Origin of the sequence: Anaerobutyricum hallii DSM 3353 (genome assembly GCF_000173975.1) — a bacterium.
Taxonomy (GTDB): Bacteria; Bacillota; Clostridia; order Lachnospirales; family Lachnospiraceae; genus Anaerobutyricum; species Anaerobutyricum hallii.
Genome location: NZ_ACEP01000080.1, coordinates 35,432 through 56,393, shown reverse-complemented (window position 1 = coordinate 56,393; position 20,962 = coordinate 35,432). Strand labels below are relative to the sequence as shown.

Sequence of the window (20,962 nt, the reverse complement as noted above, 5' to 3'; positions counted from 1 at the left end):
CAAATATAGGTTCTCTTCTTTTTTAGGATGCGTCTCCTTTGCCTGCGGCAAATCAGAAGCTTACTTTTATACTGCCTGGATATTCTTTGTTGCGATTACATCAACACCTGTTCCTGCTACGTTAGGAACGATGACATCACCAATCTTAACTGGTGCTTTTACTACGACCGGTTTAATTTCATCAAGAATATCAAAAATCTTTCCTTTTGGAATAACGTCTTTTGTCTTTACGGATACAGCGGCAAGGTTTCCACCTTCTACCTTAACGATTGATGTAACTACACGTGTTGGGTTTGTTACTTCTTCTCTTGCATATTTATCTCCACGAGGACAAGTATTACCTTTTACATCTGTTACTTCACCGTTTTCCATTGTAACTGTAATCTGGCATCCAAGAGGACATCCAATACATGTTAAGTCTCTTTTTTCCATGATACTACTCCTCCTCAATCTTTACAGTGATGGTCTCAAGACCTTCATATGCTTCGAGATCTTTCTTCTTTAAGATAACCTGTTCCATCTCGCCCGGAGCCATAACCTGTTTTCTACGATGCTGTACTCTTTCATCATTTAAGTATACGCTGATATAGCTATTCTTAAATACACCGCCTACACGGAAACGTACTGTCAGAAGGTCTGCCATGTTATCTACATGGATCGTGCTTGGTACTGTGTAACGAACACCATCGATTGCTTTAATTTCTACTACTTTATCAGATTTCTGTGCATCTTTGCCACAGTTGTTCTTTACATAAAGTGCTGCATTCTTACCTGCTGTTGCTGCTTCTTCTGAAACGTAATCAACAAGGTCATGTACATGCAGTACGTTACCACAGGCAAATACACCGTCGATGTTTGTCTCAAGACTTTCGTCTACTAATGGACCATTTGTTACAGGGTTCATTGCTACGTCTGCCTGTTTTGATAATTCGTTCTCAGGAATAAGACCACAGGAAAGAAGAAGTGTATCACAATCGTAATGTACTTCTGTTCCAGGGATTGGTTTTCTGTCTGGACCAACTTCTGCGATCACTACGCCTGTCAGTCTGTCTTTTCCTTCGATATCGATTACAGTATGGCTTAATAACAGTGGAATGTCATAATCATCAAGACACTGTACGATATTTCTCTTTAAGCCGCCGGAGTAAGGCATAACTTCTGCTACAACCTTAACTTCTGCTCCTTCAAATGTCATACGTCTTGCCATGATCAGTCCGATATCACCAGAACCTAAGATCACAACCTTTTTACCAGGCATGAAACCTTCCATGTTAACAAGTCTCTGTGCAGTACCTGCAGAATAAATACCTGCCGGACGATATCCAGGAATGTTCAGGGCTCCACGAGGACGTTCACGACATCCCATCGCTAAGATCACTGCCTTTGCCTGATACATAACGATACCTTCTTCGCGGTTCATTACGGTTACTACTTTATCTTTAGAAATATCACATACCATTGTATGTAACTTATACTCGATATTTAACTCAGCTGCCTGATCAATAAAACGAGCTGCATATTCCGGACCGGTTAACTCTTCTTTAAATGTATGAAGACCGAATCCATTATGGATACACTGATTTAAAATACCACCAAGCTGATTATCTCTTTCAATAACTAAAATACTGTCGATGCCCTCTTTTTTAGCAGCGATTGCAGCAGCTAAACCAGCAGGACCTCCACCTACGATTACGACATCATAAGATTTCATAGTATTATTCCTCACTTTCTTTCAATACTGATCCTAGTCTTCTTTAATCTTTCCTACTAACAGATTGGAACCTTCACCCTTCTTAGTGATTTCTGTCATTGGAATACCAAGCTCTCTTGAAAGAATTTCCATTGTTCTAGGAGTACAGAAACCTGCCTGGCAACGACCCATACCTGCACGAGTTCTACGTTTTACACCATCCATAGTTCTTGCACCAAGTGGACGATTGATTGCATCCATGATCTCGCCTTCAGTAATCATCTCACAACGACATACGATGCTGCCGTATTCTGGTTTTTCTTTGATTAAAGCATTCTTTTCTTCTAAAGTAAGGTCTTCCATATGGATAACATCTTTACGTTTTGCGATGAAGTTGTCTTTCTCTGGGAAATGATATTTATCCTGAATCTGTCCGGCAATTCTCTCAGCAATCGCAGGGGAACTTGTAAGTCCCGGAGACTCGATTCCTAATGCATCAAAGAATCCCGGTGCATCTTTTGCTTCTTCGATAATGAATTCATGTTCTGGTAAATGAGCACGAAGTCCGGCGAAAGAAGTGATAATCTTATTCATAGGAAGTTTTGTTCTTGTGAGATAGCTGTGCTGTGCTTTGTAAGCTAAATCATCAAGAATCTCCTGTGTTGTCTCTACTGCATCCTTACCTTCAACGTCTGTTGCAGATGGTCCTACGAACATATTGCCGTGGATTGTAGGTGCACAGAGGATACCTTTACCCATCTTACCAGGAAGTGGGAATACTGTTGCTGAGAAGTAATCTCCTAATTCTTTATCCATAAGGAGATACTCACCTCTACGAGCGATAATATGTTTCTTATCTTCGCTAACCATGTTATGAAGAGTATCTGCATATACACCTGCTGCATTAACAACAATCTTAGTTTCAAATGTTCCTTTATTGGTTACTACTTCGTAGTGGTCATCTTTCTTGATGATGTTCTCAACTGCATGCTCAAACTTAAATTCGCATCCGTTCATTGCAGCATTTTCACCCATAGCAATCGCAAGTCCCCATGGACAGATAATACCACCTGTTGGAACATACAGAGCTGCTACTGTATTATCAGTCAGATTAGGCTCCATCTTAAGAGCTTCTTCTTTATCAATAATACGACATCCTGGAACACCGTTCTCTTTTGCCTGCTCTAAAAGGACATCTAACTTGCCTCTTTCTCCCGGTACAGTACAGACAATGAGGGAACCGTTTTTCTTAATTGGATAATCCAGATCCTCTGCCAGTTCATAAAGAAGCTCGTTACCTCTTACGTTCATCTCTGCCATAAGAGTTCCTGGTTTACAGTCATATCCACCATGAACAATACCACTGTTTGCTTTGGATGTTCCAGATGCAACGTCATCACCCTTATCGATTACGCACATATTTACCTGATACTTGGACAACTCTCTTGCAGTACAAGTACCAGTAACACCGGCACCAATTACAATAATGTCATACATATCTTCTTATACCTCCATTTGTTTTGGCCGCATGACAAAAAGCTACGCATTCCCTTTCTGCTTATCTGAGCATTAAAATATATCGGAAAGAAATAAAATTCACCAGCCAATTGCTTACAAAAAAATACATTCCGATAAAATCGCACAAATATTACCGCTTATGTCACCCGTTTCTATATGTATATATTACAACATTTTCTTTGTTCTGTAAATTATACATTTTTACAAATGTGCTTAATTTTTTGTATTTTTCCACGATGTTTGGGAAAATTCCCGATACAAAAACAAAAAATTACCCTTGTGGGTGGTCAACAGACGCAGCCGAAGAGAGTGGATAGCCTATATTTGTGACTTTAGTCGCGGCGGTTTGAATGCTCGCTTGTACGCTCGCATCCAAACCTTGCTCCGAGGTCACAAATATAGGCTATCCACTCTCTTCAGCCGCTGTCTTTGGCATGCCTAGAATGGCTCGTTCAAGGGTAATGGGAGGAAGATTTGGGGGATAAGTCGGGAGATTTCTACTTGCTCTAGAAGAAATAAATCTTCTGCCTTCTCCCCAACTTCCCCCACGGATTTATTAACAGAATACCATAAGAGCTTTTAACAGCTATAAACTGTGTAATATATGTAAATCTATACCCTGAATCCCGCCGCGTTTTTTCAGTTGCCAACGAACAGAAGGCTGGATGATTTATAGATAGTATTTGTGGCCTCGGAGCTGCTAGAAGTCAATATTAAAAAAGGTTCTTTGTAAAGGTATTGATTTTGCGACTTTGTGTTTTTTACAACTGAGTCAAAATCAATACCTTTACAAAGAACCTTTTTCCACAACACCCTCCCCGCAGCGACTAAAGTCACAAATACTATCTATAAATCATCCAGCCTTCGTCTGTCCCCAACAAAAAAACCTGCGCTGTTCAATCATAGATTCAACAACACAGGTTTTCTATAAAAAATTCGAATATTATTCTGTTAAAAATCCGGTATACTGACGTACTAATGTCTGAGATTCAATCTGTTTCATTGTCTCTAATACTACACCAGCGATAATGATGATAGATGTTCCTCCAAAGGAGACATTCGCACCAAAGTATCCGTTAAAGAAAATCGGAATTACTGCAACGATACAAAGACCAACTGCACCGATAAAAATAATATAAGTTAAAATTGAATTTAAGTAATCAACGGTTGCCTTACCAGGACGAATTCCTGGAATGTAACCACCCTGTTTCTTCATATTATTGGATATTTCTAACGGGTTAAATGTAATCGATGTGTAGAAATATGCGAATATTACGTTGAGAACCAGGTAAACGATTAAACCGATAGACCAGTTCCAGTGATCTGGATTACACCAGTTTGACTGATTTAATGCGTTGAAAATAAATCCGGCAGCACCTTTTGGATCTGCTCCAATGAGTTGCTTGATTACCAATGGAAACTGTAACAGTGAGGAAGAAAAGATGATTGGCATTACATTTGCTGTATTTACTTTTACAGGTAATGTTGATCCTAATCCTCCAAGCTGGCTTCCACCCTGGATTTTTCTTGAATACTGCACAGGGATTCTTCTCTCTGCATCATTTAAAATAATTGTAAGAATAATCGTTCCAATAATAACAATGAAAATAATCACTCCGGCAATAATTACGTTGCTAATCTGTTTACCTTCCATAAATTTCTGGTACAGATTATATAAATCACTTGGCATACGGGAAACGATGTTACAAAGTAAGATGATGGAAATACCGTTTCCTACACCTTTATCTGTAATCTGTTCTCCAAGCCACATAACAAAGACTGATCCTGCTGTTAAGCAAACAATCATCTCCATTACGATCAGCGGACCATAGTTTGACAAAAGGCCCTGTTTTCCAAAACCGATTGCCAGACCGGCACTTTCAAGAACGGAAAGTCCGAGGGTAACAAATCTTGTGATGTTGTTAATCTTCTTACGTCCGTCCTCGCCATCACGATACAGCTCTTCCAATGCCGGAATGGCAATGGTAAGGAGCTGGATAATGATAGAAGCCGTGATATATGGTGTTACGTTTAACGCGAACAATGACATAGATTCAAATGATCCGCCAGTAAAGGAATTCAACAGGTTAAAAGAATCTCCTAACAAAGAGTTTAAATACTGGCTGATTGTATCAGTGTCAATTCCCGGTATTGGAAGCTGACTGCCCAATCGGCAGATAATTAAAACTACTAATGTAAATAGGAGTCTTTTTCTAATATCCTTCACTTTCAGAGCATTTCTGAGAGTTTCGAACATTAAATCACCTCAGCTTTTCCGCCAGCAGCTTCAATCTTAGCTACAGCACTCTTAGAGAATGCGTTAACCTGAACTGTAAGCTTCTTGCTTAATTCTCCGTTTCCAAGAATTTTAACACCGTCAAAGGTATTTTTTACTAAACCACTTTCGATTAAAGTGTCGATTGTTACAACGCTATCTGCTTCGAATCTTTCAAGTTCGGAAACATTGATTGCGATGATTTTCTTTGAGTTGATACAAGTGAAGCCTCTCTTAGGAAGTCTTCTGTATAAAGGCATCTGTCCACCTTCAAAACCTACACGAACTTTTCCGCCAGAACGAGATTTCTGACCTTTCTGTCCTCTGCCTGCAGTCTTTCCGTTTCCTGAACCATGTCCACGACCTACACGGAAAGCATCGCTGTGTTTGGAACCTGCAGCAGGATGTAAATTAGATAAATTCATTTACGGGTACCTCCTTATCTGCAATTAAATTTCTTCAACTTTTACCAAGTGTCTAACATGCCAAATCATTCCGCGTACAGCATCGTTGTCAGGCATTTCAACTGTTTTGTTGACTTTTTTAAGTCCTAATGCTTCTACAGTTGCTCTCTGTTTAGGAATAGCACCGATAGGAGACTTAACTAATGTGATTTTTAATTTATCTGCCATCTTTCTTTCCTCCTTTTACAGTTCGTCAACTGATTTGCCACGAAGTCTTGCAACTTCTTCTGGAGTCTTAATCTCTTTAAGACCAGCGATTGTAGCAAGTACTACGTTCTGTTTATTGTTAGAACCTAATGCTTTGGAACGGATATTCTTATATCCTGCAAGTTCAAGAACCGCACGAGAAGGACCTCCGGCGATGATACCGGTACCTTCTGGAGATGCTTTTAATAAAACTTCTGCACTTCCAAATTTTCCAATGAAATCATGTGGGATGGAACCTACTTCATTTACAGGAACCTTAACCAGTTTCTTCATAGCGTCTTCTTTTCCCTTACGGATAGCTTCAGGAATTTCAATCGCTTTACCTAAACCAGCTCCAACATGACCGTTTTTATCACCAACTACTACTAAAGCAGCGAAACGCATATTACGTCCACCTTTTACTACCTTAGTAACACGTTTGATTGATACTACTGTTTCTTCTAATTCTAATTGACTAGCATCAATTAATTCGCGCTTCATGTTATATCCTCCTTGTTTAGAAATTAAGACCAGCTTCACGGGCTGCATCTGCCAGTGCCTGAATCTTACCCTGGTAAATGAAACCTCCTCTGTCGAAGACAACTGTTGTGATACCTTTTTCAATTGCTCTCTTAGCAATTACTGTTCCTAAATGAGCTGCTGCTGCAACGTCATTAGTTTTTTCAAGCTCTGCCTTAACTTCTTTCTGTACTGTAGAAGCTGAAACAAGAGTTTTTCCAACGGTATCATCGATAATCTGAGCATACATATGATTGTTGCTTCTGAATACGGCTAAACGTGGAGTAGAAGCAGTTCCGCTGATGCGGTTACGAAGTCTTCTATGTTTTTTAGCACGAACTTCACTTCTTGATTTTTTATTAATCATTCTTACTTCCTCCTAATTATTTCTTACCTGTCTTGCCGACTTTACGTCTGATTACTTCATCAGCATACTTGATACCTTTTCCCTTGTAAGGTTCTGGTTTTCTCTTTTCTCTGATTTCAGCTGCGTACTGTCCAACTTTCTGTTTGTCGATTCCCTTGATAGTAATCTTGTTCTGTCCGTCTAATACAGACTCAAGACCTTCTGGATCTTCCATTTCTACAGGATGAGAATATCCAAGAGAAAGAATAAGTTTCTTGCCCTGTTTCTGAGCTCTGTAACCAACACCGTTGATTTCAAGAACTTTTTCGTATCCCTTTGTAACACCTGTTACCATATTTGCAACCAGAGTTCTTGTAAGACCATGTAAAGATTTCATTTTCTTTAAATCGTTAGGTCTTGTAACAACTACCTGATTATTTTCAACTTTAATGTCCATTTCTACTGGAAGACTCTCTGTGAGTGTTCCTTTAGGACCCTTTACAGTCACAACGTTGTTCTCTGCAACAGTAACTTCAACACCTGCAGGGATTTCAACTGGTAATCTACCAATTCGTGACATATTGCACCTCCTTAAATTGTCGGAAAAGACCATGTCTTTTCTGTTTTCAGTAGTATATATATCTCTCATCGTCTTAGCGATGAGCTTTTCAGAAAAGGCTTTTAATAAAGCCTTTCTTCTTAAGCTAATCCCGTAACCTATACGGTTAATGTAATGCAGTTCTTAAAGAACTACCATACAAATGCTAATACCTCTCCACCTACGTTCATAGAACGAGCTTCTTTGTCTGTAACAACACCTTTGTTTGTGGAGATGATCGCAACGCCTAAACCACCAAGTACTTTTGGCATATTTTCAACGTCTGCGTATACTCGAAGTCCTGGTTTAGAGATTCTCTTTAATCCAGAAATAATTCTTTCGTTCTTATCAGCACCGTATTTTAATGCAATACGGATTGTCTTAAATGCACCATCCTCGATGATGTCATAACCTTTGATATATCCTTCTTTTAAAAGAATATCAGCGATGGAAATTTTCATTTTAGATGCAGGAACATCTACTGTATCGTGTTTTGCAGTATTTGCATTACGAATTCTAGTAAGCATATCTGCAATTGGATCGCTCATTGTCATTATTAGCTGCCTCCTTCCTAATATTTCTACCAGCTTGCTTTTTTAACTCCAGGAATCTGACCTTTGTATGCTAATTCACGGAAACAGATTCTGCAGATTCCGTATTTTCTTAAATAAGCATGTGGGCGGCCACAAATTTTGCAACGAGAATATTCTCTAGATGAGAATTTCTGTTTACGCTGCTGTTTAACTTTCATTGCTTTCTTAGCCATTAGAAATCCTCCTAACTATTTTGCGTACGGCATTCCAAATAAAGTAAGTAATTCACGAGCTTCTTCATCAGTATGAGCTGTTGTAACGAAGATAACATCCATACCTCTAACTTTGTCTACCTGATCGTACTCGATTTCAGGGAAGATTAACTGCTCTTTAATACCAAGTGCGTAGTTTCCTCTTCCGTCGAACGCGTTAGGATTAACACCTCTAAAGTCACGTACACGTGGTAAAGCAAGGTTAATAAGACGATCAGCGAATTCGTACATCTTGTCGCCTCTTAAAGTTACTTTACATCCGATTGGCATTCCTTCTCTTAACTTGAAGTTAGCAACGGATTTCTTTGCTTTACAAACTACAGCTTTCTGACCTGTGATTTTTTCCATATCACCGATTGCAGAGTCTAATAATTTATGATTTTCTTTTGCATCACCAACACCCATGTTTACAACGATCTTAACGAGCTTTGGAATCTGCATTTCATTTTTATAGCCAAATTTTTTCATCATGGCAGCCTTAATCTGGCTGTCATACTGTTCTTTCAGTCTAGTCAACTTCGGTCAGCCTCCTCTCTTAAATTAGTCGATTACTTCGCCAGTTGATTTTGCGAAACGTACTTTCTTTCCATCTACAAACTTGAAACCAACTCTTGTAGGCTGTCCGTTGTGGAGAAGCATAACGTTAGATACGTCGATTGCTGCTTCTTCCTGAACAATACCGCCTGCCTGATTCTGCATGCTTGGTTTTGTATGTTTTGTAGCCATGTTGATGCCTTCTACAACAACTTTATGATTCTTAGCGTCAACGGAAAGAACCTTTCCTTCTTTATCGATATCTTTACCGGCAATAACTTTTACCATGTCATTTCTTTTAATTTTCTGAGCCACAGTAGTTACCTCCTTATAATACTTCCGGTGCTAAGGAAACAATCTTCATGAATTTCTTCTCACGAAGTTCTCTAGCAACTGGTCCAAAAATACGGGTTCCTCTTGGATTCAGATCATCTTTGATGATAACTGCAGCATTTTCGTCAAATTTGATGTAAGAACCATCTTTACGACGAGCGCCTTTTTTTGTACGTACAACTACGGCTTTAACTACGTCACCTTTTTTTACAACACCGCCTGGTGTTGCATCTTTAACTGTAGCAACGATAGTGTCACCGATATTAGCATATCTTCTTGTTGAGCCACCCATAACACGGATACAAAGAAGTTCTTTTGCTCCAGTATTATCAGCAACTTTAAGTCTAGATTCCTGTTGGATCATACTATATCTCCTTCCGTGCTAACTATTTAGCCTTCTCAACGATTTCAACAAGTCTCCATCTCTTATCTTTAGATAAAGGTCTTGTTTCCATTACTTTTACTCTGTCACCAATTCTGCACTCATTGTTTTCATCATGAGCTTTTAATTTATAAGTTCTTTTTACGATCTTGTTATATAAAGGATGTTTTACGTTGTCTGTTACACTTACAACGATTGTTTTATCCATTTTATCGCTTGTTACGAGACCTACACGAGTTTTTCTAAGGTTTCTTTCCACAACAAATTCCTCCTTCCCGATTACTCAGCACTATTCTGTTCAGCAATAATTCCCTGGATTCTGGCAATATTTCTTCTGACTTCTTTAATTCTGCTGGTGTTATCTAACTGATTTGTTGCGTTCTGGAATCTCAAATTAAATAATTCCTTCTTAGCAGCTACTAATTCTTCATTAAGTTCTGCGATGGATTTTGTTCTTAAATCTTCTACATACTTAGTTGTTTTCACTGTTATCACCGCCTTCTAAATCTGCACGAGATACGATTTTACATTTTACAGGTAATTTATGCATTGCAAGACGTAAAGCTTCTCTCGCTGTTTCTTCAGGTACTCCAGCAACTTCAAACATTACACGACCTGGTTTAACTACTGCTACCCAATATTCCAGTGAACCTTTACCAGAACCCATACGAGTTTCTGCAGGTTTTGCTGTAACCGGTTTATCTGGGAAAATCTTAATCCAAACTTTACCACCACGCTTCATATAACGAGTCATGGCTACACGGGCAGCTTCGATCTGGTTGGATTTAATCCAGCATGGATCACAAGCTACCAGTCCGAAATCACCATAAGTGATAGCTGTTCCTTTTGTAGCTTTTCCAGCCATGGAACCACGGAACTGTTTACGACGTTTTACTCTTTTAGGCATTAACATTATTTATCGCTCCCTTCCTTAGTTTCCTTTGTAGGAAGTACTTCACCATGGTATACCCAAACTTTAACACCAACTTTTCCATAAGTTGTGTTAGCTTCAGCGAAACCATAATCAATATTTGCTCTAAGTGTCTGCAGTGGAATTGTTCCCTCGCTGTAGAACTCTGTACGGGCCATATCAGCTCCGCCTAAACGGCCGGAACAAGATGTCTTGATACCTAATGCGCCGTTTCTCATAGTTCTCTGCATACAGGACTTCATTGCACGACGGAAGGAAATACGATTCTCTAACTGCTGTGCGATGTTCTCAGCTACTAACTGAGCATCTTTATCTACATCAAATCTCTTAACTTCTTTGATTTCGATGATGAGTTTCTTTCCTGTAAGTTTTTCAAGTTCTTTCTTTAACTCATCGATTGCAGAACCGCCACGTCCAATAACGATACCCGGTTTTGCTGTATGAATAATGATCTTTACACGATCAGAAGCACGTTCGATTTCTGTTCTAGAAATTCCTGCGCTGTATAAACGATTTTTAATATATTTTCTGATTTTATCATCTTCAACAAGATTGTCTGCGAAATCTTTTTCTGCATACCATCTTGAATCCCAATCCTTGATGATTCCGACTCTTAAACCATGAGGATTAACTTTCTGTCCCATTGTAAACCTCCTTATCTTTCATCCAGAACAACAGTAATATGGCACTGTCTCTTTTCGATTCTGTAAGCACGGCCCTGTGCTCTAGGCTGTATTCTCTTCATTGTAGGTCCTTTATCTGCGTAACACTCTGCTACATAAAGGTTCTCTCTATTCATGCCATTATTGTTCTCTGCGTTTGCAATGGCAGATTTTAATAACTTTCCAATGATTTCTGAAGCATATCTTGGATTATATTCTAAAATTCCTAAAGCTGTTTCAACATCTTTACCTCTGATGGCATCAAGTACGAAACATGCTTTTGTTACAGAACATCTAGCGTAAGAAAGCTTAGCAGATGGTCTGTTATCTTTATTTGCATTTCTCTCTCTTTTAATCTGGGATCTATGTCCTTTTGCCATGGATGAACCCTCCTTTCAGGCTGTTATCTATCTAACTTTACTCTTCTTTTCGTCTTTTCCATGTCCTCTGTATGTTCTGGTTGCAACGAATTCTCCTAATTTATGTCCAACCATATCTTCTGTAACATATACAGGTACATGTCTTCTTCCATCATGAACTGCGAAGGTATGACCTACGAAGGATGGGAAGATAGTAGAACGGCGGGACCATGTCTTAATAACACTCTTGTCGCCGGACTGATTCATCGCATCTACTTTTTTTAATAAACTTGCATCAGCAAATGGTCCTTTTTTTAATGAACGAGCCATGAGTTACCTCCTTAATTATTTAACGTTCTTTCCGTCTCTTGTTCTTACGATCAATTTGTTAGAATGTTTGTTTTTCTTTCTGGTCTTTAAGCCGAGTGCCGGTTTACCCCATGGAGTACATGGACCTGGACGACCGATACTAGCCTTACCTTCTCCACCACCGTGTGGATGATCGTTAGGGTTCATAACAGAACCACGAACTGTAGGACGGATTCCCATGTGACGTTTACGTCCTGCTTTACCAATGTTGATAAGGTCATGTTCGATGTTTCCAACCTGACCGATTGTAGCACGACAGTTTAAAGGAACCATTCTCATTTCTCCGGATGGAAGTCTTAATGTTGCATATTTTCCTTCCTTAGCCATAAGCTGTGCGGAGTTACCAGCGGAACGAACTAACTGAGCTCCTTTTCCAGGATGCATCTCAATGTTGTGAATTTCTGTACCAACTGGGATATTCTCAAGTGGAAGGCAGTTTCCAATATGAATTTCAGCGTCTGGACCGTTCATGATTGTTGTGCCAACCTCTAATTTATTAGGTGCAATAATGTAGGACTTCTGTCCATCTACGTAACAGATTAAAGCAATGTTTGCTGTTCTGTTTGGATCGTATTCGATAGCAACAACTTTTGCTGGAATACCATCTTTATTTCTCTTAAAATCGATTAATCTATATTTCTTCTTAGCACCGCCGCCACGATGTCTAACTGTGATTTTACCCTGGTTGTTACGGCCGGAATTTTTCTTTAAAGAATAAGTGAGAGATTTCTCAGGAGTTTTCTTTGTGATCTCTGAAAAATCAGAACCGGTCATATGTCTTCTGGAAGGTGTATATGGGTTATAAGTTTTAATTCCCATTACTTTCACTCCTTTCGTTTCCGAATATTTGATATCACGCTTTTATGCGTATAATTTCCTGTTATCTTTAAATCTTACAGACCTTCAAAAATCTGAATATCTGCACTATCCTGTGTTAACTGAACAATGGCTTTTTTCTTAGCAGCAGTTCTTCCGTAAACCATGCCTCTTCTTTTCTTTTTACCATTTAAGTTCATTGTGTTAACTTTAGCAACTTTAGCACCCTCGAACATTCTCTCAACTGCTTCTTTAACCTGAGTCTTAGTTGCATCTGGATTTACGTAAAATGTGTATTTCTTTTCGCCCATAGCAGTCATACTTTTTTCAGTAACGACTGGCTTTAAGATGACGTCATAATATTTTAAATCTGCCATTATGCGTATACCTCCTCGATTGCTGCAACTGCCTCGCTTGTAACAACAACTGTATCGTATTTAAGAATATCGTATACGTTGATGTTGTTTAATGCAGTAGTTGCTACTTTAGGTAAGTTGTTAGCTGACTTAACCACAACATCGTCTTTTTCTTTTGTTACGATTAAAGCCTTCTCAACTTTGAGATTATCTAAAACTGCTTTGATCTGTTTTGTTTTAATCTCAGCTAATTTTAACTCATCTAATACGATGAATTTGCTCTCATTAACTTTAGATGTTAAAACAGATTTCATTGCGAGCTGTTTTTCTTTCTTATTCATCTTTACGGAATAATCTCTTGGTGTTGGAGCAAATACAACTCCGCCGCCTGTCCACTGTGGAGCACGGATAGATCCCTGTCTTGCATGACCTGTTCCTTTCTGTCTCCATGGTTTTCTTCCGCCGCCTCTTACTTCAGAACGTGTTTTAGCCTTCTGAGTACCCTGGCGTTTATTTGCAAGCTGTGCTACAACAGCCTGATGTACTAAATGTTCATTCACAGGCACTGCAAAGATAGAATCGCTTAATTCGATTGTACCAACCTGAGCACCTTCCATATTATAAACAGATACTGATGCCATTTGTAAGTCCTCCTTCCTTAAGCGCCTACGCTTTAACTGCTGCTTTTAATGTTACTAAAGACTTCTTAGGTCCTGGAACGGATCCTTTTACTAAAATAACATTATTTTCTGCATCTATTTTAACTACTTCAAGATTCTGGATAGTAATCTGTACATGTCCCATCTGTCCAGGCATCTTCTTGCCTTTCATTACCTTGGATGGGTCAGATGCCATACCGTTTGATCCTGCATGACGATGGTATTTAGAACCATGTGTCTTAGGACCTGTATGCTGTCCATGTCTCTTGATAGCTCCCTGAAAACCTTTACCTTTTGAAATAGCAGTTGCATCAACTTTATCACCAGCTTCAAAAACATCAACTGTGATTTTCTGACCTAATTCGTAATTCTCTGCATCGTCTAATTTAAATTCTCTGACGAATCTCTTAACAGATACTCCTGCTTTTTCGAAATGTCCTTTCATTGGCTTTGTGGATAACTTTTCTCTCATATCCTGGAAGCCAACCTGTACGGCACTGTAACCGTCATTTTCAACTGTTTTAACCTGTGTTACTTCACAAGGTCCAGCCTGTAATACTGTAACCGGAATTAATTCACCATCTTCTGCGAAGATCTGAGTCATACCGATTTTTGTTGCTAAAATAGCCTTCTTCATTTCGTCTTCCTCCTAATTTTCTACAGCGGATTGCTTCAAACATCTGATGCAATCATTCTAGTCTACAGCGGATTACCCTCTCAAAATGTCTTACGTTCTAGCCTGGATAATCATACTAGCTATAGGACGTAAAATTATTTCTGTTTCATCTTGATGTCGATGTAAACACCTGCTGGCATTTCGAGTCTTGATAATGCATCAACTGTCTTCTGTGTTGGTGTAATGATATCAATTAATCTCTTGTGTGTTCTCTGCTCGAACTGCTCTCTGGAATCTTTATATTTGTGAACCGCTCTAAGAATTGTAACTACCTCTTTCTTAGTTGGCATCGGTACTGGACCGCTCACCTTAGATCCTGTTTTCTTTACAGTTTCGATGATGCTCTTTGCGGATGCATCGATTAACTGATGATCATACGCTTTCAACGTGATTCTCATAATTTGACTTGCCATAAAAAAAGTCGCCTCCTTTTCGCACTTAATCTAGTACGACAAGCGGTGACTGTACACTCCTCCGTGTGTATCATCTATGATACCACACTGCGTCTCTACGCTGAATTTGTAGATTGTAAATATTGTACAGTGACTTGTCGCCAGTTTCTAAACTTGACATTCGCTCCACGGAAAACCTGCAATGGATTTTTCCATCACAGCAACCTCGCGCTTCTTTGCTATCATGTCACACAACGCTTTCTATTATACACGATTCTAGGGATAAATCAAGTGTTTTTTTCAAAAAGTTTTAAAGGAATATCAAGAAAGTTTTTGTGCAGATTGACGAAGAGTAGCTCCAATGGGGTGTTGACAAGGCTGATGAAACCTTAGACTTTCTATTAGGAGAAAGTCTAAGGTTTCTGTCTTCTGCAACTCCGTTTTGAAGCACTTTGTTTTGTCACGTTGAGTAATTAACTACCGCTTATGCAGTACAGCTTTGCTCAAAAGCTTTTTGAATCCACTTCTTTCCTTAGTATACTTCTCAATGCGCTTTCAATAGCTGAAAGGCTTTTATACTTACTTCTTAGTGTACTTCCTCAATAGCTGAAAAGCTTCTATACTTGCTTCTTAGTGCGCTTCCTCAATAGTTGAGTAAACTTTTTAATTTATCGGAAAGTATTTGAGGAATAGGTCAGATGGCTGTGGGGAATCTTTTGATTTTTTCTATCCTTCATCTACTCGCTATATTCTTCATTCAGTATTGTGAATTTATCTTTGAGTCCTTTGGTGACGGTGACTTTTTTATTCTGGTCGATGAAAATGCCTTCGGCTCCGTAGGTTTCTAAAAGTTTTTGGCCTTTTTCTTTGCCGAGGACAAAACAGGCGGTGGAAAGACCGTCGGAGAGTAAGCCGTTGTCGCTTACTACTGTTACAGAAATCAGACTGCTTTCTGCTGGATAACCGGTTGAAGGATCTAGGATGTGGTGGTATCTTTTTCCGTTTTGCATGAAGTACTTTTCGTAGTCTCCTGATGTGGAAACGTTGGTTGTACCAGAGAGGGACAGGACTCCCATTGCTTCTCCATCCTTGCCTCTTGGATTTTGTACAGCAACATTCCAGTTGGTTCCGTCTGTCTTGCTTCCATATAAGAGGATGCTGCCTCCAACGGCGATGACCGCTCCGCTTACTTCTTTTTGTTGTTTTAAATAGTTCTGTGCTACGTCACAGGCGATTCCTTTGCCTACTGCTCCGAGGTCGAGGGTGCATTGGTCTTCTATATATATAGAAGAAATACTTTCATCTGTATTGGTCTTTTTGTCTGTCGTCTCTAATCTTTCTTCATTTAGAGCTGTATTGTCAGGCGTATTATTAGCTTCATTGTTTACCATGTTATCAGCTGTATTCTGGGCGGTACTATTTATCGTGTTATTGTCTGTATCTTTGGCTGCATCTCCATTTTTATCTGTATTATCTTTTATATCTTTATCTACGTTCTTTTTAGTAATAGCTGTATTCTGGGTTTCTACTTTCTCCAGATGTATTTTAGTATACCCAGTATCTTTTAAAGTATTCTTTACTTCCTGTTTTGATGGAACTTTAGGGTTGTCCCCTTCTATGTTCCACAGTCTTGTGAGTCTGCCGATGGTTGGGTCAAAGGCTCCGTTGCTTCGCCTGGCAAGCTCTAAGGAATCTTCAACCCACGAAGTCATATCAGAATCCAGTTTGGTTTTTGTGCCTTTTTGTGCATCGGCATTAATTTTTGAAACAATGCTGCTGTCTTCTCGCCAGGAAAGCTGTTCTTTCTCTAATTTATCGAGTTCTTCTTTTATGTCTTGTGTAACATCTTTTGTTCCGTATATTTTTTCACTTAAGACGGTGCTCATGACGAAATCGGTTTTGCTGTATTCCTGCGGTGAGTTAGTTGATGTAGAAGTATCTGCTGTTGTTTGTTCGGATGCTGATTTCGTATTTTTCTTGTCTGAAGAACATGCTGTCATAGATAAGAGCAGACAGCCTGCCATAATAATAGATAAAATTTGTTTTTTCATATTAGATATCCCATTCCTCGTCTTCCACTATTGGAATATTCTCAGATATTAGTTCTTTCTCTTTATTTTTTGTCCTCATTTCCTTATCTACGCTCAACACCAATTCTCTGCAAGAATCCAAGCCTTCTTTACATATTTCTATGTCATCCTTACTTACAAAAAAGGAATTATCTCCCGGATATCTTGCATTAAAATAATAGTTATTTAAAGCATTGATATCACGTTTTACTCTCAGCGGAATCTCCATACCCATTTCGTTAGATAAATAATTCATCAACTGAGATAAGTTATGTGTTCGTAAAGTTCTCGTTCGCAAATCAAGTCTTTGCTCATCATGGTCATATTGGTCTATCAGGTGTTTTAAATACTTCTCGGCAGTATTCTGTGCATTCGCAGCCATATTATTGGCTACATATCCTGATTCATAACTATGCATAAAATATTTATAATCATTTTCTGCAAAATCTAAATAAGTCATGCTGTCCATAATTCTAATCCCTCCTTTTTTATATTTGTATGGTATGTGCTATTTGATTTCAAAAAAATATTCCTATTTTCAAAGTGAATATCTATATCTATATCGTTAAACGAGCTATTTTCTATACGAAACTTTCTACACTCTTCTGGCGTTAAATCATTATCGTTTAATACAATAAAAATATCCAAATCACTCATTCCATGTGCAGACCCTCTGGCAACACTTCCATAAAGATATACAGCAGATATTGATTTTTGATTGTCCAATTCTTTAATCTTTCTTGCTATATTCCCTAACGCTTTCGCTTGCTTCTCATTCATCCTAGTTAACACCTGATTATCTTTTACAATCTTAACTTCTCCTTTTTCATTGATTGCACCAAATAACGACCGATGCAGTCTTCCATTCGCAAGATAAAGATATTGATCCGTTCTTTTCATAGCACACCTCCTGTTCTGTATTAATATCTCAAGATTCAAGAATGCCCCGGCATTCTTGCTGTGAGATGCTGGAGTCATCTCACATCTGATATACTACCTATACTCCTCTCTGCAATACCCTCTTTCCGGCTTACTTCCTTTAAAATTAAGGTATGTCTCACCGTCTAATGTCTTCCACCAGAACGCTCCATTCTCCAGTATCATATAACTGTGTTCCGAATTTTCCTTTGGAATAGATACAGAGCCTGGATTCATGTAAGTATAACTTTCATGTACTCTGCATACTGGAACGTGGGTATGCCCATGCAATAATATCAACCCCTCCTGTGTCTTTTCAAACATCGGCGGCAGCTTCTTTTCATTAAAATGATGACCATGTGTCACAAAGATATTCAAATCTCCCTCTGTGATCATCGCATAGTCTGCCATAATCGGGAATTCTAATACCATCTGGTCCACTTCCGCATCGCAGTTTCCACGAACACAGAGAATCTTTTCTTTTATGTTGTTAAGCAGCTCTATTACTTTTTTGGGCGCATATCCTTTCGGCAAATCATTTCGTGGTCCATGATAGAGGATATCCCCTAACAAAAGTAATTTATCTGCCTGTTCTCTTTCAAATGCCTTAAGCATCTTCTCACAGTAAAATGCAGAACCATGTATATCTGATGCAATCATCCATTTCATTGTATTTTTCTCCCTGTTTTTTCTGTCTGATTTTGTATATCTGATTTTGTGAGGAAATCAAAATTCCAACTGTACTTTTTTGTATTATATACTTGATTTCATAACAGGTAAAGTCCTTTGCATTAAATAGAATTTGCCGCAGGCAAAAGAGACGCCCCCAAAAAGAGTATAGCTCCTATATTTGTGACTTTAGTCGCTGCGGTTTGAGGAATCTTCTAATTACTCTATATAGAATAGCATTAAAAATGCACATATTACAGAATGCGATTATTCTCCATTTATAAAGCCACATCAAAAGGAAACTTTTGGTAAATAAAAAGGAAAAAGTATTTGCTATAAAGATATAGCATGAGCTATAATGAAAGTGACAAAATAAGATATTTTCATTGTGGCAGAAAGGAGCGTATCTGTGGACAAAGATATTAAGAAATCAATATCAGCGACCGATAAAGATGCACAATATGATGAAAAGGCAAAGAATCTACTGGGGCATAAAATTATACTTGCACATATACTTGTAAAGACGATTGATGAATTTAAAGGAATGAACCCTAAAGATGTCGTGCAGTATATTGAAGGAAAACCATATATTAGCACAGTTCCAGTAGATACAGGAAGCACAAACGTAGAAAAAGAACAAGATGGAGAAAAAGTAATTGGATTAAATACAGAAAATAGTGAACTTCATGAGGGACTGGCACGGTTTGATATTATATTCTATGTGCGGATGAAAGACGGTTTATCACAGGTTATTGTGAATATAGAAGCACAGAAAGCAGAACCATCGGCATACGATATAATAAATAGAGCAGTATTCTATGTCAGCAGGATGATTTCTTCACAGAAGGGTAGAGAATTTGTAAATTCCAATTATAATGATATAAAACGAGTATATTCCATATGGATTTGTATGAATATGTCGCAAAACTGTATGAATTATATTCATTTTACACAGGAAAGTGTAGTCGGTACTTATCAATGGAAAGGTGACATAGACCTTGCAAATATTGTCTTAATAGGTTTAGCAGAAGACCTTCCAGAAAAAGAGGAACGATATGAACTTCATCGTTTACTGGGAGCGTTATTATCCGCAAAATTAAATGTAGATGAGAAGTTTGATATTATAGGAAATGAATTTGATATTCCATTGGAAAGTGATATCAGAAAGGATGTGAATGATATGTGTAATCTGAGTCAGGGAATAAAAGAACAGGCATATGTGGAAGGTACTGAGAATGGAATCGCCATTGGAAAACAAGAAGGAATTACTATTGGAAAACAAGAAGGAATTGCCGAGACTATAATTAAAATGTACCGAAAAGGATATGAAGCAGAGCAGATAAGTGATATATTAGATATGACAGCCGAGGAGGTACGAGAAATTATAGAGAATGAGTAAGCTTCAATTTAATAGATAAAAAAGAAACCGACATAACGCCGGCTTCAAAAGAGAGGAAAGTATGAAAAAATCTATCAAAAATCTGTTGTTGTTTTTGATGGTTTTATCATACTGTAGATTTGTGAACAGCTTGTGAGCAAAGAATAAAGATAATCTGACAAAACAGAAATCACTGACGTTTTTCTGTAAGAAATAAGAAATAGAATAAGTTAATAGTATTAAAAGTAGACCGCTAGGTTTGACAACTCATATCAAAATGAATGTCAAATCTAACGGTCTGTTTTATTTCTATGCCTTGAAGTATTAAGATTTTGATAGTATTCTGTAAAATCACTATAGAAGCTATTTTTCCAGTAACCGTACTACATTTTCTGTTCCTTCATAACACGCTTCCTCTATAGCAATATCGTTCTCAGAATATTCGCCCACTCCTGCTTTAATATGATACACATCCCCATCTGATGTGTAAGCCAGTGCTGTAAGATTGTAATCGTGGAACTCGTCTTGTCTTTTATCAAGTTTTTTAACACGAAGATTCAGATGTGGATATTATGATTTTAGTCGATATGTCAGATTTAGAATTAAAAGCATATGCACAACAACTTTCTTATATGACATACGATTTTAATTTAGATTACACTTTAGATATTAAGCCTATCGCCAAAAGCAATGCACATTTCAAAAAATGGATTATTAACTACCCATTCTATTCCAATATTCATAAAGAAGGCATAGTTCTGTATAGCGCAACATAACCAGAAATGCTTTAAAACACACAGAAAATCGAGCAAAACCTTCTATAACAGATGCTTCTCCAATAAACTTGAAGAGAAAAAGTCAAAAAATAAAAAAGAATGATTTTATGACTTTGCGCTATGGAATTCTGACTCTGGAAACTTCGGACTGCTTTCTCCTGCCTGAGCATTTCGAAAAAAGCTCCAGTGGAGGTTTTGAGATGAAGTTTCCGTTTTTCGAGGCAGAATGGAATGTTTAGCGCAACGGAATAAAACCATTCTTTTTTTATTTTTTAACTTTTT

Annotated in this window: 31 protein-coding genes; 2 read left to right on the top strand and 29 right to left on the bottom strand. The window is 38.2% G+C overall.

The window, feature by feature from the left end:
• Positions 1–66 precede the first annotated feature (66 nt).
• The 29 genes from EUBHAL_RS07785 to yfcE all read right to left on the bottom strand — a co-directional run bounded on the left by EUBHAL_RS07785 (position 67) and on the right by yfcE (position 18,526).
• A complete protein-coding gene (locus EUBHAL_RS07785; RefSeq protein WP_005347562.1) occupies positions 67–432 on the bottom strand; it encodes a DUF1667 domain-containing protein in 366 nt (121 codons plus the stop codon).
• 4 nt (positions 433–436) lie between these two features.
• Positions 437–1,711 (bottom strand): NAD(P)/FAD-dependent oxidoreductase, encoded by a 1,275-nt coding sequence (locus EUBHAL_RS07780; protein ID WP_005347560.1) that lies wholly within the window; start codon positions 1,709–1,711, stop codon positions 437–439.
• A 33-nt stretch (positions 1,712–1,744) separates the two neighbouring features.
• On the bottom strand, positions 1,745–3,187 hold the full coding sequence (locus EUBHAL_RS07775; protein WP_005347558.1) for an NAD(P)/FAD-dependent oxidoreductase: 1,443 nt from the start codon (positions 3,185–3,187) through the stop codon (positions 1,745–1,747).
• Positions 3,188–4,151: 964 nt separating this feature from the next.
• Entirely contained in the window at positions 4,152–5,465 is a 1,314-nt protein-coding gene (gene secY, locus EUBHAL_RS07770; protein WP_005347557.1) for a preprotein translocase subunit SecY, read from the bottom strand.
• On the bottom strand, positions 5,465–5,908 hold the full coding sequence (rplO, locus tag EUBHAL_RS07765; protein WP_005347555.1) for a 50S ribosomal protein L15: 444 nt from the start codon (positions 5,906–5,908) through the stop codon (positions 5,465–5,467). The genes secY and rplO overlap by 1 nt, the downstream gene beginning before the upstream one ends.
• 24 nt (positions 5,909–5,932) lie before the next feature.
• Positions 5,933–6,115, bottom strand: a complete 183-nt coding sequence (gene rpmD / locus EUBHAL_RS07760) for a 50S ribosomal protein L30 (protein ID WP_005347554.1) — start codon at positions 6,113–6,115, stop codon at positions 5,933–5,935.
• Between the two features lie 15 nt (positions 6,116–6,130).
• Positions 6,131–6,634, bottom strand: coding sequence for a 30S ribosomal protein S5 (gene rpsE, locus EUBHAL_RS07755; RefSeq protein WP_021907837.1), 504 nt, complete (start codon positions 6,632–6,634; stop codon positions 6,131–6,133).
• Between the two features lie 16 nt (positions 6,635–6,650).
• The gene (gene rplR / locus EUBHAL_RS07750; RefSeq protein WP_005347549.1) at positions 6,651–7,019 is read right to left on the bottom strand and encodes a 50S ribosomal protein L18; all 369 of its coding nucleotides are present in this window, start codon (positions 7,017–7,019) and stop codon (positions 6,651–6,653) included.
• 16 nt (positions 7,020–7,035) lie between these two features.
• Positions 7,036–7,578, bottom strand: a complete 543-nt coding sequence (rplF, locus tag EUBHAL_RS07745) for a 50S ribosomal protein L6 (RefSeq protein ID WP_022169422.1) — start codon at positions 7,576–7,578, stop codon at positions 7,036–7,038.
• Between the two features lie 170 nt (positions 7,579–7,748).
• Positions 7,749–8,150 carry a 30S ribosomal protein S8 gene (gene rpsH / locus EUBHAL_RS07740; RefSeq protein ID WP_005347545.1) on the bottom strand — a complete coding sequence of 134 codons (402 nt, stop codon included), beginning with the start codon at positions 8,148–8,150 and terminating at the stop codon, positions 7,749–7,751.
• A 26-nt stretch (positions 8,151–8,176) separates the two neighbouring features.
• Complete coding sequence (locus tag EUBHAL_RS07735; protein WP_005347543.1) at positions 8,177–8,362, bottom strand: type Z 30S ribosomal protein S14; 186 nt, start codon at positions 8,360–8,362, stop codon at positions 8,177–8,179.
• A 15-nt stretch (positions 8,363–8,377) separates the two neighbouring features.
• A complete protein-coding gene (gene rplE, locus EUBHAL_RS07730; RefSeq protein WP_005347541.1) occupies positions 8,378–8,917 on the bottom strand; it encodes a 50S ribosomal protein L5 in 540 nt (179 codons plus the stop codon).
• Positions 8,918–8,941: 24 nt separating this feature from the next.
• On the bottom strand, positions 8,942–9,250 hold the full coding sequence (rplX, locus tag EUBHAL_RS07725; RefSeq protein WP_005347539.1) for a 50S ribosomal protein L24: 309 nt from the start codon (positions 9,248–9,250) through the stop codon (positions 8,942–8,944).
• Between the two features lie 13 nt (positions 9,251–9,263).
• A complete protein-coding gene (gene rplN, locus EUBHAL_RS07720; RefSeq protein ID WP_005347537.1) occupies positions 9,264–9,632 on the bottom strand; it encodes a 50S ribosomal protein L14 in 369 nt (122 codons plus the stop codon).
• Positions 9,633–9,654: 22 nt separating this feature from the next.
• Positions 9,655–9,858, bottom strand: a complete 204-nt coding sequence (gene rpsQ / locus EUBHAL_RS07715) for a 30S ribosomal protein S17 (RefSeq protein ID WP_154580640.1) — start codon at positions 9,856–9,858, stop codon at positions 9,655–9,657.
• Positions 9,859–9,929: 71 nt separating this feature from the next.
• Positions 9,930–10,136: a 50S ribosomal protein L29 gene (gene rpmC / locus EUBHAL_RS07710; RefSeq protein WP_005347535.1), complete on the bottom strand. Its 207-nt coding sequence runs from the start codon at positions 10,134–10,136 to the stop codon at positions 9,930–9,932.
• Positions 10,123–10,563, bottom strand: coding sequence for a 50S ribosomal protein L16 (gene rplP / locus EUBHAL_RS07705; RefSeq protein WP_005347534.1), 441 nt, complete (start codon positions 10,561–10,563; stop codon positions 10,123–10,125). Before rplP ends, rpmC begins: the two co-directional genes overlap by 14 nt.
• Complete coding sequence (rpsC, locus tag EUBHAL_RS07700; protein ID WP_005347533.1) at positions 10,563–11,225, bottom strand: 30S ribosomal protein S3; 663 nt, start codon at positions 11,223–11,225, stop codon at positions 10,563–10,565. The genes rplP and rpsC overlap by 1 nt, the downstream gene beginning before the upstream one ends.
• 11 nt (positions 11,226–11,236) lie before the next feature.
• Complete coding sequence (rplV, locus tag EUBHAL_RS07695) at positions 11,237–11,623, bottom strand: 50S ribosomal protein L22 (RefSeq protein WP_005347532.1); 387 nt, start codon at positions 11,621–11,623, stop codon at positions 11,237–11,239.
• Positions 11,624–11,650: 27 nt separating this feature from the next.
• A complete protein-coding gene (gene rpsS, locus EUBHAL_RS07690) occupies positions 11,651–11,932 on the bottom strand; it encodes a 30S ribosomal protein S19 (RefSeq protein ID WP_005347529.1) in 282 nt (93 codons plus the stop codon).
• Positions 11,933–11,947: 15 nt separating this feature from the next.
• The gene (rplB, locus tag EUBHAL_RS07685; RefSeq protein ID WP_022169421.1) at positions 11,948–12,790 is read right to left on the bottom strand and encodes a 50S ribosomal protein L2; all 843 of its coding nucleotides are present in this window, start codon (positions 12,788–12,790) and stop codon (positions 11,948–11,950) included.
• A 74-nt stretch (positions 12,791–12,864) separates the two neighbouring features.
• Entirely contained in the window at positions 12,865–13,164 is a 300-nt protein-coding gene (rplW, locus tag EUBHAL_RS07680) for a 50S ribosomal protein L23 (protein WP_005347522.1), read from the bottom strand.
• Positions 13,164–13,784, bottom strand: a complete 621-nt coding sequence (rplD, locus tag EUBHAL_RS07675) for a 50S ribosomal protein L4 (protein WP_021907828.1) — start codon at positions 13,782–13,784, stop codon at positions 13,164–13,166. The genes rplW and rplD overlap by 1 nt, the downstream gene beginning before the upstream one ends.
• 25 nt (positions 13,785–13,809) lie before the next feature.
• A complete protein-coding gene (gene rplC / locus EUBHAL_RS07670) occupies positions 13,810–14,439 on the bottom strand; it encodes a 50S ribosomal protein L3 (protein ID WP_005347517.1) in 630 nt (209 codons plus the stop codon).
• A gap of 134 nt (positions 14,440–14,573) precedes the next feature.
• Complete coding sequence (gene rpsJ, locus EUBHAL_RS07665; RefSeq protein ID WP_005347514.1) at positions 14,574–14,891, bottom strand: 30S ribosomal protein S10; 318 nt, start codon at positions 14,889–14,891, stop codon at positions 14,574–14,576.
• A gap of 716 nt (positions 14,892–15,607) precedes the next feature.
• Positions 15,608–16,921, bottom strand: a complete 1,314-nt coding sequence (locus tag EUBHAL_RS14810) for an FAD:protein FMN transferase (protein ID WP_005347511.1) — start codon at positions 16,919–16,921, stop codon at positions 15,608–15,610.
• Position 16,922: 1 nt separating this feature from the next.
• The gene (locus EUBHAL_RS07655; RefSeq protein WP_022169419.1) at positions 16,923–17,408 is read right to left on the bottom strand and encodes a HEPN domain-containing protein; all 486 of its coding nucleotides are present in this window, start codon (positions 17,406–17,408) and stop codon (positions 16,923–16,925) included.
• Positions 17,396–17,839, bottom strand: coding sequence for a nucleotidyltransferase domain-containing protein (locus EUBHAL_RS07650; RefSeq protein ID WP_022169418.1), 444 nt, complete (start codon positions 17,837–17,839; stop codon positions 17,396–17,398). Before EUBHAL_RS07650 ends, EUBHAL_RS07655 begins: the two co-directional genes overlap by 13 nt.
• Before the next feature lie 93 nt (positions 17,840–17,932).
• Positions 17,933–18,526: a phosphodiesterase gene (gene yfcE / locus EUBHAL_RS07645; RefSeq protein ID WP_005347501.1), complete on the bottom strand. Its 594-nt coding sequence runs from the start codon at positions 18,524–18,526 to the stop codon at positions 17,933–17,935.
• Between the two features lie 409 nt (positions 18,527–18,935).
• Between yfcE and EUBHAL_RS07640 the strand changes: the two genes are divergently transcribed.
• Together EUBHAL_RS07640 and EUBHAL_RS07635 are read left to right on the top strand one after the other, a co-directional pair.
• Complete coding sequence (locus tag EUBHAL_RS07640; RefSeq protein WP_044922553.1) at positions 18,936–19,925, top strand: hypothetical protein; 990 nt, start codon at positions 18,936–18,938, stop codon at positions 19,923–19,925.
• A gap of 551 nt (positions 19,926–20,476) precedes the next feature.
• Positions 20,477–20,680: a hypothetical protein gene (locus tag EUBHAL_RS07635; RefSeq protein ID WP_005347497.1), complete on the top strand. Its 204-nt coding sequence runs from the start codon at positions 20,477–20,479 to the stop codon at positions 20,678–20,680.
• Positions 20,681–20,962 lie beyond the last annotated feature (282 nt).